Origin of the sequence: Citrobacter sp. W9 (assembly GCF_026719375.1) — a bacterium.
Classification (GTDB): domain Bacteria; phylum Pseudomonadota; class Gammaproteobacteria; order Enterobacterales; family Enterobacteriaceae; genus Citrobacter; species Citrobacter werkmanii.
Genome location: NZ_JAPPTE010000009.1, coordinates 121,080 through 135,246, shown reverse-complemented (window position 1 = coordinate 135,246; position 14,167 = coordinate 121,080). Strand labels below are relative to the sequence as shown.

The 14,167-nt window shown below is 50.5% G+C and carries 12 protein-coding genes; 7 read left to right on the top strand and 5 right to left on the bottom strand.

Annotated elements, in window-relative coordinates:
* Nucleotides 1-17 precede the first annotated feature (17 nt).
* Nucleotides 18-1,214 (bottom strand): multidrug effflux MFS transporter, encoded by a 1,197-nt coding sequence (locus tag OOJ59_RS14815; protein WP_160956383.1) that lies wholly within the window; start codon nucleotides 1,212-1,214, stop codon nucleotides 18-20.
* Between the two features lie 261 nt (nucleotides 1,215-1,475).
* Here OOJ59_RS14815 and OOJ59_RS14810 point away from each other — a divergent pair, with 261 nt between their 5' ends.
* Nucleotides 1,476-2,327: an aldo/keto reductase gene (locus OOJ59_RS14810; protein ID WP_160956384.1), complete on the top strand. Its 852-nt coding sequence runs from the start codon at nucleotides 1,476-1,478 to the stop codon at nucleotides 2,325-2,327.
* Nucleotides 2,328-2,369: 42 nt separating this feature from the next.
* Here OOJ59_RS14810 and pntB read toward each other — a convergent pair whose 3' ends face one another.
* Both pntB and pntA read right to left on the bottom strand, forming a co-directional pair.
* Nucleotides 2,370-3,758: a Re/Si-specific NAD(P)(+) transhydrogenase subunit beta gene (gene pntB, locus OOJ59_RS14805; RefSeq protein WP_038640472.1), complete on the bottom strand. Its 1,389-nt coding sequence runs from the start codon at nucleotides 3,756-3,758 to the stop codon at nucleotides 2,370-2,372.
* Nucleotides 3,759-3,768: 10 nt separating this feature from the next.
* Nucleotides 3,769-5,298 carry a Re/Si-specific NAD(P)(+) transhydrogenase subunit alpha gene (gene pntA / locus OOJ59_RS14800; protein ID WP_085049552.1) on the bottom strand — a complete coding sequence of 510 codons (1,530 nt, stop codon included), beginning with the start codon at nucleotides 5,296-5,298 and terminating at the stop codon, nucleotides 3,769-3,771.
* Nucleotides 5,299-5,823: 525 nt separating this feature from the next.
* Between pntA and ydgH the strand changes: the two genes are divergently transcribed.
* The 3 genes from ydgH to folM all read left to right on the top strand — a co-directional run bounded on the left by ydgH (nucleotide 5,824) and on the right by folM (nucleotide 9,156).
* Nucleotides 5,824-6,768, top strand: a complete 945-nt coding sequence (gene ydgH, locus OOJ59_RS14795; protein ID WP_069324179.1) for a DUF1471 family protein YdgH — start codon at nucleotides 5,824-5,826, stop codon at nucleotides 6,766-6,768.
* Nucleotides 6,769-7,014: 246 nt separating this feature from the next.
* Complete coding sequence (locus OOJ59_RS14790; protein ID WP_038640468.1) at nucleotides 7,015-8,397, top strand: amino acid permease; 1,383 nt, start codon at nucleotides 7,015-7,017, stop codon at nucleotides 8,395-8,397.
* A gap of 36 nt (nucleotides 8,398-8,433) precedes the next feature.
* Nucleotides 8,434-9,156 (top strand): dihydromonapterin reductase, encoded by a 723-nt coding sequence (gene folM / locus OOJ59_RS14785; RefSeq protein WP_069324181.1) that lies wholly within the window; start codon nucleotides 8,434-8,436, stop codon nucleotides 9,154-9,156.
* On the opposite strand, the gene OOJ59_RS14780 is transcribed toward folM, so the two are convergent.
* Entirely contained in the window at nucleotides 9,153-9,488 is a 336-nt protein-coding gene (locus OOJ59_RS14780) for a GlpM family protein (protein ID WP_032939759.1), read from the bottom strand. The two genes, folM and OOJ59_RS14780, sit on opposite strands and share 4 nt — an antisense overlap.
* 126 nt (nucleotides 9,489-9,614) lie before the next feature.
* On the opposite strand from OOJ59_RS14780, the gene rstA reads away from it, so the two are divergent.
* Nucleotides 9,615-10,349: a two-component system response regulator RstA gene (rstA, locus tag OOJ59_RS14775; RefSeq protein WP_193157044.1), complete on the top strand. Its 735-nt coding sequence runs from the start codon at nucleotides 9,615-9,617 to the stop codon at nucleotides 10,347-10,349.
* Nucleotides 10,350-10,592: 243 nt separating this feature from the next.
* On the top strand, nucleotides 10,593-11,933 hold the full coding sequence (locus OOJ59_RS14770) for an L-cystine transporter (RefSeq protein WP_160956385.1): 1,341 nt from the start codon (nucleotides 10,593-10,595) through the stop codon (nucleotides 11,931-11,933).
* A gap of 54 nt (nucleotides 11,934-11,987) precedes the next feature.
* On the opposite strand, the gene OOJ59_RS14765 is transcribed toward OOJ59_RS14770, so the two are convergent.
* Nucleotides 11,988-13,016, bottom strand: a complete 1,029-nt coding sequence (locus OOJ59_RS14765; protein ID WP_137351567.1) for a HoxN/HupN/NixA family nickel/cobalt transporter — start codon at nucleotides 13,014-13,016, stop codon at nucleotides 11,988-11,990.
* A 343-nt stretch (nucleotides 13,017-13,359) separates the two neighbouring features.
* Between OOJ59_RS14765 and OOJ59_RS14760 the strand changes: the two genes are divergently transcribed.
* Nucleotides 13,360-14,151 (top strand): MBL fold metallo-hydrolase, encoded by a 792-nt coding sequence (locus OOJ59_RS14760; protein ID WP_121529024.1) that lies wholly within the window; start codon nucleotides 13,360-13,362, stop codon nucleotides 14,149-14,151.
* Nucleotides 14,152-14,167: the final 16 nt, after the last annotated feature.

The window sequence follows — 14,167 nt, the reverse complement described above, 5'->3', positions numbered from 1 at the left end:
CTGCGCGGGGCTTTCGTTTATCGTTTAGCTCGTAACGCCAGGGTGGCACTCAACAGCGTAAATAACGCAATTATCCACGCCATGGTCCATGGCGTGCCATCACTGAAAGCGGCCAGCAGTAATGATGAGATAATCCCGCTACCGTACTGTAATGCGCCAATCAGCGCGGAGGCTGAACCAGCGATGTTCGGTACCGCATCCAGCGCTGCGGCCGTTGAGGTAGCCGCAATAATGCCGTTCATCGAGAACAACAGGAATATGGTAATGATAATGGCCACAATTCCCCCGGACTCCAGCTTAACCAACAGGGCAAGCGCAACCGCAGCCAGCGCCGCCAGCATCGTCGCATATTTCAGCAGTTGCTCCAGGGGATGTCGTTGCACCAGCCTACGGTTTACCACGCTCATCGCCATGACGCCGACAATATTTAGCGCAAACAGCCAGCCATAATGCTGAGGATCAACATGGTAATAGCTAATATAAACAAATGGCGATCCGGTAATAAACGCATACGCGCCGACGTAATAAAACGTCAGGCTCAGGGTGTAGCGCATAAAGCGCCCATTAGATAACAGGGAACGGTAATTACGAAATGCGCCCGTCAGAGAAGCTTTTACCCGTTTTGCTTCAGGCAGTGTTTCTGGTAGCCAACATAAAGAGACACACATTAACGCGCCAATCAGCACCAGCAGCCAAAAAACTGCGTGCCAGGTGCTCAGGCGAATAATTTGCCCGCCAATCAATGGCCCAGCTATCGGCGCAATCGCCATTATCAGCACCAGCGTCGAGAGCATTTGCGCCGCACGGGTACGCGCAAAGAGATCGCGGATCATTGCCCGGGCCAGCATAGGTCCAGTACAGGCGCCAAGGGCCTGAAATACCCGCCAGAAAACAATCTGCGTGATGCTTGTAGACATCGCACATCCTGCAGACCCGATGATAAAAAGCACCATGCCAATAAACAGCGGTTTACGCCTGCCCAGATGATCGCTAATCGGTCCCCAAATCAGCTGTGCGATAGTAAAACCTACCAAAAATCCGGTGATCGTAAGTTCTACATTGCCATGTAAATCCGTGGCCATTGTCGGCATTGCCGGAAGATAAATATCGGTAGAAAGTGAGGTAAAGGCCATCAGGCCACTGAGGATCAGAATAAAAGTAAGGCCGGTGTGGCTTGCTGTAGCCACCGGCGATGCCAGTTTATTTTTACGCATAGCGCTCTGTCATGTTGAAGAAACAGACCACAGTATATATGCGACGTATTGCGGTGATTAGAGACTAAAAACGGCATAAGTTTATGAATCATAATCATGAATAATGGCAACATTAGCGGCAGATACTGTGATTCCACTCCAGTATTTGCTATCCAGAAATGAATTTAACTCATAGGTCCATGCGGGATTCACAGACTAATAGTACCCACAAAAAATTGCTAATCTGCGGTCAATACAAAGATGAATGCTCAGGAGAATCCCATGAATACAAAAGTACTCAATAACGGTGTTGAGATGCCCCTGCTTGGTTTTGGCGTTTATCAAATGACCGATGCCGCCGAATGCGAGCAAGCCGTACGGGATGCCATTGATTCAGGTTATCGCCTGATTGATACCGCTGCCTCATATCTGAATGAAACTCAAGTAGGGAACGCACTCAGGCAAAGCAGTGTGCCACGTAATGAGCTTTTCGTGACCACCAAGCTGTGGTTACAAGATGCAAGCTATTCCGGCGCAAAGGCGCAATTTACGCGGTCCCTGCAACGCCTTCAGCTTGATTATATTGATCTTTATTTAATCCATCAGCCCTATGGAGATGTACATGGTGCCTGGCGCGCTATGGAGGAGTTATATGAGGAAGGAAAAATCCGTGCGATTGGCGTGAGTAATTTTCATCCGGATCGACTGGCTGATTTAATGGCCTTCAATCGCGTGATTCCTGCCGTAAACCAGATTGAGGTAAACCCATTCCATCAACAGCCACATGCGGTTGCCTGGATGCAGAGCAGAAACATTCAACCACAAGCCTGGGCACCGTTCGCCGAGGGACGTAATGACCTGTTTCAGAACCCGGTTTTAGCGGCTATTGGGGAAAAATATGGCAAAAGCATCGGTCAGATCGTGCTGCGCTGGATTTATCAGCGCGGAATTATTTCACTGGCGAAAACCGTGCGTAAAACGCGTATGACCGAAAATATTCAGGTGTTGGATTTTAGCTTGACCCCGGAAGAAATGACGCAAATTGCCGCCATGGATAGCGGAAGCAGCGCGTTTTTCTCGCATCGAGATCCGGCTCGAGTGGAATGGATCACCCAGCGGAAGCTGGACGTTTAAAAAAACGGCCTCCGCAGAGGCCGTCTTACTTTTAGCTAACGATTACAGCGCTTTCAGAATCGCATCCACGCTGGCCTTGGCATCGCCAAACAGCATATGGGTGTTTTCTTTAAAGAACAGCGGGTTTTGTACGCCAGCATAGCCGGTGTTCATTGAACGTTTAAACACGATAACGTTCTGCGCTTTCCACACTTCCAGCACTGGCATACCGGCGATCGGGCTGCGTGGGTCATCCTGCGCCGCCGGGTTTACCGTATCGTTGGCGCCAATAACCAGTACGGTATCGGTGTCGGCGAAATCATCATTGATTTCATCCATTTCCAGCACAATGTCATATGGCACTTTGGCTTCCGCCAGCAGCACGTTCATATGACCCGGCAAACGCCCTGCTACCGGGTGGATCCCGAAACGCACTTTGATGCCGCGGGCACGCAACTTCTCAGTAATTTCCGCCACCGGATATTGCGCCTGAGCCACAGCCATACCGTAGCCCGGAGTGATGATCACGGAATGCGAGTTCTTCAGCATTTCTGCTGTGTCTTCTGCATTAATCTCCCGGTGTTCACCCACCTCTTCATCAGAACCCGTAGATGAGCCATCAGAACCGAAGCCGCCCGCAATTACGCTGATGAACGAACGGTTCATTGCTTTACACATAATGTAAGACAGGATCGCACCGCTCGAACCTACCAGCGCACCGGTAACGATCAGCAGATCGTTGCTCAGCATAAAGCCCGCCGCCGCCGCCGCCCATCCGGAGTAGGAGTTGAGCATTGAAACGACTACCGGCATGTCTGCACCACCGATGGACGCCACCAGATGCCAGCCAAAGGCCAGCGCAATAATGGTCATCACCAGCAGCGCCAGAACCTGCAGGCCAACGCTTTCAGTACGAACAAACACCACCAACAGCAGGAAGGAAACGACCAGCGCCGCGAGGTTCATTTTGTGACGGTTTGGCAGCATCAGCGGTTTAGAGGAGATCTTGCCGCGCAGTTTGCCAAAGGCCACCACGGAACCGGTAAAGGTCACCGCACCGATAAAGATACCGAGGAACACTTCTGTCAGGTGAATGTTCACCAGAATCGGTTCCAGGCCCGTGTCGTGATACAGGTAGCTGTTAAAGCCCACCAGTACCGCCGCCAGACCAACGAAGCTGTGCAGAATCGCCACCAGCTCCGGCATCTCGGTCATCTCGACTTTTTTCGCCAGGCGGATACCAATCGCGCCGCCGATGATCATCGCCACCAGGATCCAGGCAACATTGCCGGTATCCGGGCCAAAAATCGTCGCAATCAGTGCAATCGCCATCCCGGCGATACCGTAGTTGTTACCCTGCTGGGAGGTTTCATGTTTCGAAAGTCCCGCCAGGCTGAAAATAAACAGGATCGCGGCAACAATGTATGCAGCTGTAACTAATCCTCCAGACATATGTTACCCCTTAGTTTTTCCGGAACATTTTCAGCATGCGCTGAGTCACGGTGAAGCCACCGAAAATATTAATGCTGGCAATAAGCACCGCGATAAAGCTCAGGAAACTCACCCAGCCACCCTGGCCAATTTGTAACAACGCGCCGACAACGATAATCCCGGAGATGGCGTTGGTCACAGACATCAGCGGAGTATGCAACGCGTGCGACACATTCCAGACCACGTAGTAACCCACCACGCAGGAAAGCGCGAACACCGTAAAGTGACCGAGGAACTCTTTCGGGGCGACATCGGCAAGCCAGCCAAACAAAATGACTACCAGCGCCATCAGCGCATATTTACGCCATGGTGAAACCGGTTTTTTCTCTTCTTTCGGCGCGGGAGCCGCTTTTGGCGCAGCCTGCGGCTGAGCTGAAACCTGGATCGGCGGCGCAGGCCAGGTGATTTCACCCTCGCGAACCACCGTCACGCCACGCACCACCACGTCGTCAAAATCAACGGTAATGTTGCCGTCTTTCTCTTTGCACAACAGTTTGAGCAGGTTGACGAGGTTGGTACCGTACAGTTGGGAAGACTGTGTCGGCAGACGACCAGGCAAATCGGTATAACCGATAACCTTCACACCGTTCTCGGTGGTGGTCACCTGGTTAGGCACGGTATATTCACAGTTACCGCCGTTTTGCGCGGCGAGATCGACAATTACACTCCCCGCTTTCATCGAATCAACCATTTCACGGGTGATCAGTTTCGGCGCAGGTTTACCCGGAATCAATGCCGTTGTAACGATAATGTCGACATCTTTTGCCTGAGCGGCGAAAAGCGCCATCTCGGCTTTGATGAAGGCTTCGGACATCACCTTAGCGTAACCGTCGCCGCTGCCCGCCTCTTCTTTAAAGTCCAGTTCGAGGAATTCAGCGCCCATACTTTGAACTTGTTCTTTCACTTCCGGACGGGTGTCAAAAGCACGGACGATAGCGCCCAGGCTGTTTGCCGCCCCGATCGCCGCAAGCCCTGCCACACCCGCACCAATCACCATGACCTTGGCAGGCGGAACCTTACCCGCGGCGGTGATCTGTCCGGTAAAGAAGCGGCCAAATTCATGGGCGGCTTCAACAATGGCGCGATAGCCGGCGATATTCGCCATCGAGCTTAAGGCATCAAGCGACTGCGCACGCGAAATACGCGGGACGGAGTCCATTGCCATCACTGTCACATTGCGCTCTGCAAGCTTTTGCAGCAGCTCCGGGTTTTGCGCAGGCCAAAGAAAACTGACCAGCGTCGTGCCCGGATTAAGCAAGGGAATTTCCGCCTCTTCCGGTGCATTGACCTTCAGAATAATCTCTGACTGCCAGACAGCATTGCCGTCAACAATTTCTGCGCCTGCCTGCACAAACGCCTTATCGTCAAAACTCGCCAGTTGACCTGCGCCGCTTTCAACCGCGACGCTAAAACCCAGCTTTAGCAGCTGCTCAACCGTTTTCGGCGTAGCTGCGACACGGGTTTCATTGGTTAACCGTTCTTTTGGTATGCCAATTCGCATAATGTTCCCTTCCATCTGTATTTTTGATGATGGTTTATCAATGTTTACAAGAGGCATGCGCGCACTCTCGAAAGAGGTCAGTGTTACCTCAATAAAATAAAACAGTAACAAACTCTGTATAACCTACTGAAAATGGAGCCTGTGATCTAGCGCCAAAAAACAGTATTTATTATGAAATTCGCAAAACAGGGATGAATTCGCCAGCAGACAGGGATAATGCCCTTTAAATAGCCCGCAATGGCTGATAATTCGCTCAAGCGAAGCGGCAAAACATGATTAAGCGCCACCAGAGAACAATTGATTAACATTAAATTAACTTATGAAATTCAACTGTTTTATCAGTTTTAGCCTCCAAACGCCGAATTTTTGGACATATCACAAAATGTTATCGACACTGTTACACCCTGTGGCACGATGAGTGAAAAATGACGCAGACACTGACACAATTTAAATGCAATAATCAGCGACGTTTCTAGTCAATAACAATACCAGTACCTGGTTTGCGCAAGGCGAAGGATTATTTTTATGAAGCTTAAGAACACTCTCCTGGCGTCCGCACTTATTTCTGCGACTGCTTTTTCTGTAAATGCAGCGACAGAATTGACGCCGGAGCAAGCTGCTGCCCTGAAACCCTATGACCGCATTGTGGTTACCGGTCGTTTTAATGCGATCGGTGACGCGGTGGATGCCGTATCACGTCGTGCAGATAAAGACGGTGCAGCCTCTTTTTATGTTGTTGATACCTCAGATTTTGGCAGTGGCGGTAACTGGCGCGTTGTAGCCGACATCTATAAAGCCGACGCTGAAAAAGCGGAAGCATCCAAAAACCGTATTATTAACGGTGTGATGGAGTTACCTAAAGATCAGGCCGTTCTGATAGAACCTTACGATACCGTTACGGTACAGGGCTTCTACCGCAGCCAGCCTGAAGTGAATGATGCCATCACCAAAGCGGCGAAAGAAAAAGGGGCTTACTCCTTCTATATCGTTCGCCAGGTCGATGCCAACCAGGGTGGTAACCAGCGTATTACCGCATTCATCTATAAAGCGGATGCGAAAAAACGCGTAGTACAAAGCCCTGATGCAATCCCGGCTGATTCTGATGCCGGTCGCGCCGCATTAGCTGCAGGTGGTGAAGCCGCGAAGAAAGTTGAGATCCCGGGCGTTGCGACTACCGCATCTCCGAGTGCTGAAGTTGGTCGCTTCTTCGAAACGCAATCCACCAAAGGTGGACGTTACACCGTCACGCTGCCGGATGGCACGAAAGTTGAAGAGCTGAACAAAGCGACTGCTGCCATGATGGTTCCGTTCGACAGCATCAAGTTCACCGGTAACTACGGCAATATGACCGAAGTCTCTTATCAGGTTGCCAAGCGCGCAGCGAAGAAAGGCGCGAAGTATTATCACATTACTCGCCAGTGGTCAGAACGTGGTAACAACATGACCATCAGCGCTGATCTGTATAAGTAATATCCTATGCTTTATCAGGCCTGCAGCGCTTGTAGGCCTGATAATTTTCCCTTGTTAAGCCCTCAGCCCGAACAAAAAACACGAATATTAAGACAACTTTTCACACTATTAGTCACAAATCTCTCTATCCCCATTGCATGCGTTCTCTTCTCTCCGTAAAATCCCGCGCCTTAGTGGCTTTCACCATTTTTATGCGGTTTGCCAAAATAATTATTCTCTCACTCTCGTTTTAGTAACTGGATACAAATGGAAAAGAAATTGGGTCTGAGCGCACTGACCGCGCTGGTTCTAAGCTCAATGCTCGGCGCTGGTGTTTTCAGCCTGCCACAAAATATGGCGGCGGTTGCCAGCCCGGCTGCATTACTGATTGGTTGGGCGATTACCGGTGCGGGTATTTTGCTACTCGCCTTTGCCATGCTGATCCTGACGCGTATCCGACCTGAACTGGACGGTGGCATTTTTACCTACGCGCGCGAAGGTTTCGGGGAACTGATTGGCTTCTGCTCTGCATGGGGATACTGGCTATGCGCCGTTATCGCTAACGTTTCGTATCTGGTTATCGTCTTCTCTGCGCTCAGCTTCTTTACCGATACGCCGGAATTACGCCTTTTTGGCGATGGTAATACCTGGCAGGCTATTGTTGGCGCATCAATGCTGCTGTGGATCGTCCACTTTCTGGTGCTGCGTGGGGTGCAAACCGCAGCCAGCATAAACCTGGTCGCGACCCTGGCCAAATTGCTGCCGCTTGGCCTGTTTATCGTGTTGGCGTTCATGCTGTTTAAGCTCGATACCTTCAGTCTGGATTTTACCGGCGTCGCGTTGGGCGTCCCCGTCTGGGAGCAGGTCAAAAACACTATGCTCATTACCCTTTGGGTATTCATCGGTGTGGAAGGCGCAGTGGTGGTTTCCGCCCGCGCACGAAACAAACGCGATGTCGGACGCGCCACGCTGCTGGCGGTGCTTGCCGCGCTGGGCGTTTATCTGTTGGTCACACTGCTGTCGCTGGGTGTTGTCGCGCGTCCAGAACTGGCAGAAATCCGCAACCCATCAATGGCCGGTCTGATGGTAAAAATGATGGGACCATGGGGCGAAATTATTATTGCCGCGGGTCTGATTGTCTCCGTTTGCGGTGCCTATTTAAGCTGGACGATTATGGCGGCGGAAGTGCCATTCCTCGCCGCTACCCACAAAGCGTTTCCACGGATTTTCGCGCGTCAGAATGCGCAGGGTGCGCCATCCGCGTCGCTGTGGCTGACCAACATCTGCGTCCAAATCTGTCTGGTGCTGATCTGGCTCACAGGTTCCGACTACAATACGCTACTGACTATTGCCTCAGAGATGATTCTGGTGCCCTATTTGCTGGTCGGCGCATTTTTGCTGAAAATCGCTACCCGTCCGTTGCATAAAGCCGTCGGTGTCGGTGCGAGCATTTATGGCATATGGTTATTGTATGCGTCAGGTCCGATGCACCTGCTGCTGTCTGTGGTGCTATATGCGCCGGGACTACTGGTTTTCCTTTATGCCCGTAAAACACACGCGCATGAAAATGTATTAAAACGTCAGGAGATGGCGCTGATCGGCCTGCTGCTTATTGCTGCAGTTCCGGCGACCTGGATGTTGGTGGGGTAACGCTATCCCCATCGTTCGCGAAACCTGGAGATTACGATGGGTAAAAAGCCCCCTTTGCCGATACTTATCACTGGAGGAGGTCGTCGCATCGGCCTCGCCGTCGCATGGCATTTTCTCAATCAAAGACAGCCAGTTATTGTCAGCTATCGGACACATTACCCGGCCATTGATGGCTTATGCGAAGCTGGCGCGTTGTGTATCCAGGCTGACTTTTCTACCGATAAAGGCGTGTTAGCCTTTGCCGATGAGGTTAAAAGGCAGACGACCGGTTTGCGCGCCATTGTGCATAATGCCAGTGCCTGGGTTGCAGAAAAGCCGGGCACGCCGCTAACCGAAGTGCTGTCGGCCATGATGCAGATTCATGTCAATACGCCCTACTTACTCAACCACGCCCTGGAAGAGTTGTTACGCGGTCATGGACATGCAGCCAGCGATATTATCCATTTTACGGATTATGTTGTGGAGCGTGGCAGCGACAAGCACATCGCTTATGCTGCCAGTAAAGCGGCGCTGGACAATATGACTCGCTCGTTCGCCCGCAAACTGGCGCCGGAAGTCAAAGTGAATGCGATTGCCCCCTCGCTGATCCTGTTCAACGAGAGTGACGATGCTGAATATCGCCAGCAGGCTCTGAATAAATCACTGATGAAAACGGCGCCCGGTGAAAAAGAAGTCATTGATTTAATTGACTATCTATTGACCAGTTGCTTTGTCACAGGACGTAGTTTTGCCCTTGATGGCGGGCGTCATCTGCGTTAATGCAGCTTAATCCAACAAAAAATCAGCAACCACGCGCTCAGGCTCCAGCACACCACTGACCCGCCGAGCGCGACGGGTAAGCGCATAAAGCCGGTGAAATACCACAGCGAAACGAGGTAGACAAAATAGGGAATAATTGACCACATGCTGAATACAATGGTGGTACGCAACGCCTCGATTCCACGCTCACTGGCCACGATATAATGGGCAATCAACGCGAATGTCGGGAACAGCGGGATTAATCCAGCAATATAGTAATTCTTTGTTTTAGCGAGCAAACCAATCAACACCACCACCAGCGCACCCAGCGCCGCTTTGATAACGAGTCCCATTACCCTGCCTTAACACATCAATAACATCAGTCCCTAGCATAACGGAAGCAATCTTGTTTAGAAAAGATTAATGGAAGGAAAAACGAGGGCGGTGTATGTTGGCGTTTTATATTCAAAATGAATGATATGAACACCATTGTATTTGTTGAAGATGATCCTGAAGTTGGCTCGCTGATTGCCGCCTATCTGGCCCGGCATGACATTGAGGTTATTCTTGAACCTCGTGGTGATTTGGCCGAGGAGAGAATCCTGCAAGTTCAACCCGATCTGGTGTTATTAGATATCATGCTGCCGGGCAAAGACGGGATGACAATCTGCCGCGATTTACGTGGACGCTGGCAGGGTCCGATTGTTCTGCTGACCTCTCTGGACAGCGACATGAACCATATCCTGGCGCTGGAAATGGGGGCCTGCGACTACATCCTTAAAACAACCCCTCCGGCCGTACTGCTTGCGCGGCTCCGCCTGCATTTGCGTCAGAGCGAACATTCAGCCCAGTCTAAAGGTATTCAGGCAGCGACCATCACGCCGCACACAACGCTACGCTTTGGTACACTCACTATCGACCCAACCAACCGCTCCGTGCTACTCGGCGGCGAGCAAGTCTCTCTTTCCACCGCCGATTTTGAATTATTGTGGGAGCTGGCGACTCATGCCGGGCAGATTATGGACCGCGATGCGCTGCTGAAGAACCTGCGCGGTGTAAGCTATGACGGTATGGATCGCAGCGTTGATGTGGCGATTTCCCGATTACGTAAAAAACTGCTTGATAACGCCACTGAGCCCTATCGAATCAAAACGGTACGCAACAAAGGTTACCTGTTTGCACCGCACGCCTGGGACGACGAGCCACAGAAATAGTGCCATCAGGCCGGTCTCGCAGATCGGCTGGATTTATCACAATACGTTACACCGTCACGAAAAATTGTTTACAGAACAGGCATACAACCGCCATCCGGCTAGTTTCCACATTTTTTGTGTGGCTGCTGACTTCCCCCCTCTCTATAATCCGTTGCGGTCCTGAACCTTATGGTTCAGGTTTATTTCGCAATAACAAAACTCTTTCCGGCATTTCAGGTGCTGAATGAGGCAAGAGGCTACAATATGTTCGTTACGCTCGCCTATATGGCGTTCTTTTTGGTTTGTTCATGGGCAATTTTCAGAATCAACCAAAAAAGTCACTCTCTTTCAAAAAGTGTCTTCATCGCTATTTTTCTTGGTGCCGTTATCGGCTTATCCCTGCATCTCATTGCTGCCGACGACAGTAAAACAGTGATCGGTTGGTATAACGTTATCGGCAATGGCTATGTGAATTTACTAAAGCTGGTTGCGGTTCCGCTGATTTTCATCTCTATTCTCTCAGCCATTAATAAGCTCGAAAATAGTGCAGGCATTGGGAAAATGTCATTAACCATCGTCGGATGCATGCTCTGCCTGGTAATGATTGCCGGGTTTATTGGGCTACTGACTGCGCATGTATTAGGTCTGGACGCCAGCGCATTTGTTCATATGCAGTCCACGCTGACGGCGGATGATGTGAATAAAACTGCCGCCATTTCACTACCAAAACTGATTACCTCCCTGATCCCCACGAACATTTTCCTCGATCTAACCGGGGCCAGAAGTGTTTCCGTCATAGGCATTGTTATCTTCACGCTACTTGCCGGCGTGGCATTATTAAAGGTCAAACAAGACGCCCCGCAAGAAGGTGAAAAATTAAGTGCTGGCATTAACGCCATCCAGATTTGGGTGATGAAGATGGTACGTATCGTTATTGCCCTCACCCCTTATGGCGTGATGGCATTAATGGCAGGCGTATTTTCCGCGTATCGACTTGAACAATTTGCCAGTCTGTTAGGCTTTATTGCAGCCTGTTACCTTGCCATTCTGATGATGTTTATCGTCCACGCGCTAATACTGGTGCTGAGTGGCAATAATCCGGTTCACTATTTTAAAACCGTCTGGCCAGTATTAACCTTTGCCTTTGTGTCACGCAGCAGTGCGGCATCTATTCCACTGGCTATTACCGCGCAGGAAAAGTTTGGCGTGCAAAACACCATTGCCAATATTGCGGCCTCATTCGGCTCCAGCATGGGTCAAAACGGCTGCGCCGGGATCTATCCGGCTATTATGGTGGCGATGATTGCGCCAACTATTGGCATTGATCCGCTATCGGTGCATTTTTTGCTCGCCATGCTACCTGCGATTGCGCTGGGTTCTATCGGAGTGGCGGGCGTTGGTGGCGGCGGAACATTTGCTGCGCTGATCGTCCTTTCAACGCTGAACTTCCCTGTCGCGCTGGTGGGGATTTTCATTGCTATCGAGCCTGTCGTTGATATGGCCAGAACGGCACTCAACGTGAATGGTTCGATGATGTCAGGCGTACTGGCTAACAGGCTCCTGAAAAAAAGAGCAGAAGAACCGCAACGCGTGAACGCGAATTAATCAGCCTTCCAGTAAGAACTAAGCCTTCCTGTAAACGGAAGGCTTTCTTTTGTGTCAACTGAATGTCAGTCCGTCGTATTTTTTCCAACGGTAATTCACGGCAGAAATAATCCAGCAGCAGATAAAAACGCCAATAATCACAAAGCCGACATTGCCCATATGCTCACTCAAATTGCTGACGGTATCCCATAATCCTCCCTGGAGTGAAAATGCGTCAGAGAGAAGTCCCAACGCCTCCAGTCCACCGATAAATAGCGCAACAATCACCGAGGTTCCGGTGATGGTCATATTGTAATAAAGCTTGCGCTGCGGCTTATTAAACGCCCATCCATAGGCCTCAACCATCAGGATGCTGTCAAGGCAATCAATCAGCGCCATCCCGCAGGTAAACAGCGCCGGGAAAACTAATATTGACCAGACCGACATGCCACTGGACGCGCTTGAAGCGGAAATACCCAGCAGAGAAATTTCAGTGGCGGTATCAAAACCCAGACCAAACAGAAAACCGACAAAATACATATGCCAGTCTTTACCTACCAGGCGGAAAGCTGAGCGAAAAATCCAGTTCAAAGGACCTGAAACCGTAATATTTTCCGTGTTACCAGCGTAAGTACCGGTGCGTTTAAGATGGCGAAAAGCCTTCCAGACATGGCAGAAGATAATGAGATTGATAGTGGCCAGAATCAGCAGAAATGCGGCAGAGACCGCGGTACCGATAAGACCGCCGACATTCTGAAACCAGGTCATATGCTGCTTAAAAACGCTGGTGGTCAGCGCAATGCCAATGCTTGCCAGCACAACAATGGTGGAGTGACCAAGGGAAAACCAGGCTCCCGTCGTCAGGGCGCGTTTTTTCTGCTGCATCAGTTTGCGCGTCGCGCTATCTATAGCAGCAATATGGTCGGCATCCACGGCATGGCGCAAACCATAGCACCACGCGATTAGACTCAGCGCCAGTAACGACGTGTTGTTGCTAAACGCGGTGAAAGCCCACAGCCACGCCACAATGTTTGCCCCGATGAGTAAAACCATCAACGAAATAATGTTTGGGCGTTTTTTTAATATTGAAAACAATGCGTTCATTGTTTCCAGCCTGTCAAATTTGCGCTAAACAACACACTACACCGCCGTTCACTGATTGATTAATAAAACGTTTATCAGGCTAATGATAACTCTTAAGAATTACCAACCCAGTGTCATAGATCAAAGTTGATTACCACTGATGCGAGTTCCGCCATCGCTCACTCCGCTACGCACAGGGGTAGATAGTCGCGTTGTCCCCCTCTTACAAAAACCGGCTTTAACTCCGAAATCAAGAATCAGGCATTGAAGCATTCCGCAGAAGATTATGGGCCAGAGCACTAATGGGCACATTCTTATGTCTCCGTGTGCCATGCTGATTGTGGTTGTTAAATGAGGAAACGCGATGATTGTTTTATGCAAAGCCTGCGGGACATCCTATGAGAAAACGGATTCTCATCCACAACATTGCGCTATCTGTAATGATGAACGCCAGTATGTCCCCGCGACAGGGCAGAAATGGATCGATTTTTCCGCCCTTTGTGCTTCACATACAAATAAGTGGCAACAACACAACGGCGATCTTCTCAGCATCCGCACCGTTCCTGATTTTGCGATTAATCAGCGGGCATTTATTCTACGTACTCCCGAGGGCAATATTCTGTGGGACTGTATTGCTACGCTCGATGATGCCACGAAAATGCTAATAGCGTCTCTGGGCGGGCTTAAGGCTATTGCGATATCACACCCTCACTACTACACAACGATGCAGGACTGGGCTGCAGAATTTAACGCCCCGATTTACCTCCATGCCAGTGATAGCGAGTGGGTGATGCGCAACAGCCCGTGGATTAGATTTTGGCAAGGCGACACCCTTGAACTCGCCCAGGACGTCAGTGTGATACGACTGGGGGGACACTTTTCCGGCGGCTGTGTTTTGCACTGGGCACGAAATGAAGGCCTGGTGCTTTCCGGCGACATCGTTCAGGTCACACCAGGTACGCATGCCGTCTCCTTTATGTGGAGTTACCCCAATATGCTGCCGCTGCCAGCCGCAACGGTCAGCGACATCACTCACCGCCTGAGTACGGTAAAATTTAAACAACTCTACGGCGCATTTGAGGGAAAAGATATTAAGGACAATGCCGATGAAATCGTACGCCGTTCAGGCGAAAAGTATATCTCCTGCCTTAGATAATCGGGCTGTTTACTCT

Coding starts and splice junctions, on each gene's coding strand:
- OOJ59_RS14815 (WP_160956383.1), bottom strand. CDS start 1,214: ATGCGTAAAAATAAACTGGCATCGCCGGTGGCTACAGCAAGCCACACC.
- OOJ59_RS14810 (WP_160956384.1), top strand. CDS start 1,476: ATGAATACAAAAGTACTCAATAACGGTGTTGAGATGCCCCTGCTTGGT.
- pntB (WP_038640472.1), bottom strand. CDS start 3,758: ATGTCTGGAGGATTAGTTACAGCTGCATACATTGTTGCCGCGATCCTG.
- pntA (WP_085049552.1), bottom strand. CDS start 5,298: ATGCGAATTGGCATACCAAAAGAACGGTTAACCAATGAAACCCGTGTC.
- ydgH (WP_069324179.1), top strand. CDS start 5,824: ATGAAGCTTAAGAACACTCTCCTGGCGTCCGCACTTATTTCTGCGACT.
- OOJ59_RS14790 (WP_038640468.1), top strand. CDS start 7,015: ATGGAAAAGAAATTGGGTCTGAGCGCACTGACCGCGCTGGTTCTAAGC.
- folM (WP_069324181.1), top strand. CDS start 8,434: ATGGGTAAAAAGCCCCCTTTGCCGATACTTATCACTGGAGGAGGTCGT.
- OOJ59_RS14780 (WP_032939759.1), bottom strand. CDS start 9,488: ATGGGACTCGTTATCAAAGCGGCGCTGGGTGCGCTGGTGGTGGTGTTG.
- rstA (WP_193157044.1), top strand. CDS start 9,615: ATGAACACCATTGTATTTGTTGAAGATGATCCTGAAGTTGGCTCGCTG.
- OOJ59_RS14770 (WP_160956385.1), top strand. CDS start 10,593: ATGTTCGTTACGCTCGCCTATATGGCGTTCTTTTTGGTTTGTTCATGG.
- OOJ59_RS14765 (WP_137351567.1), bottom strand. CDS start 13,016: ATGAACGCATTGTTTTCAATATTAAAAAAACGCCCAAACATTATTTCG.
- OOJ59_RS14760 (WP_121529024.1), top strand. CDS start 13,360: ATGATTGTTTTATGCAAAGCCTGCGGGACATCCTATGAGAAAACGGAT.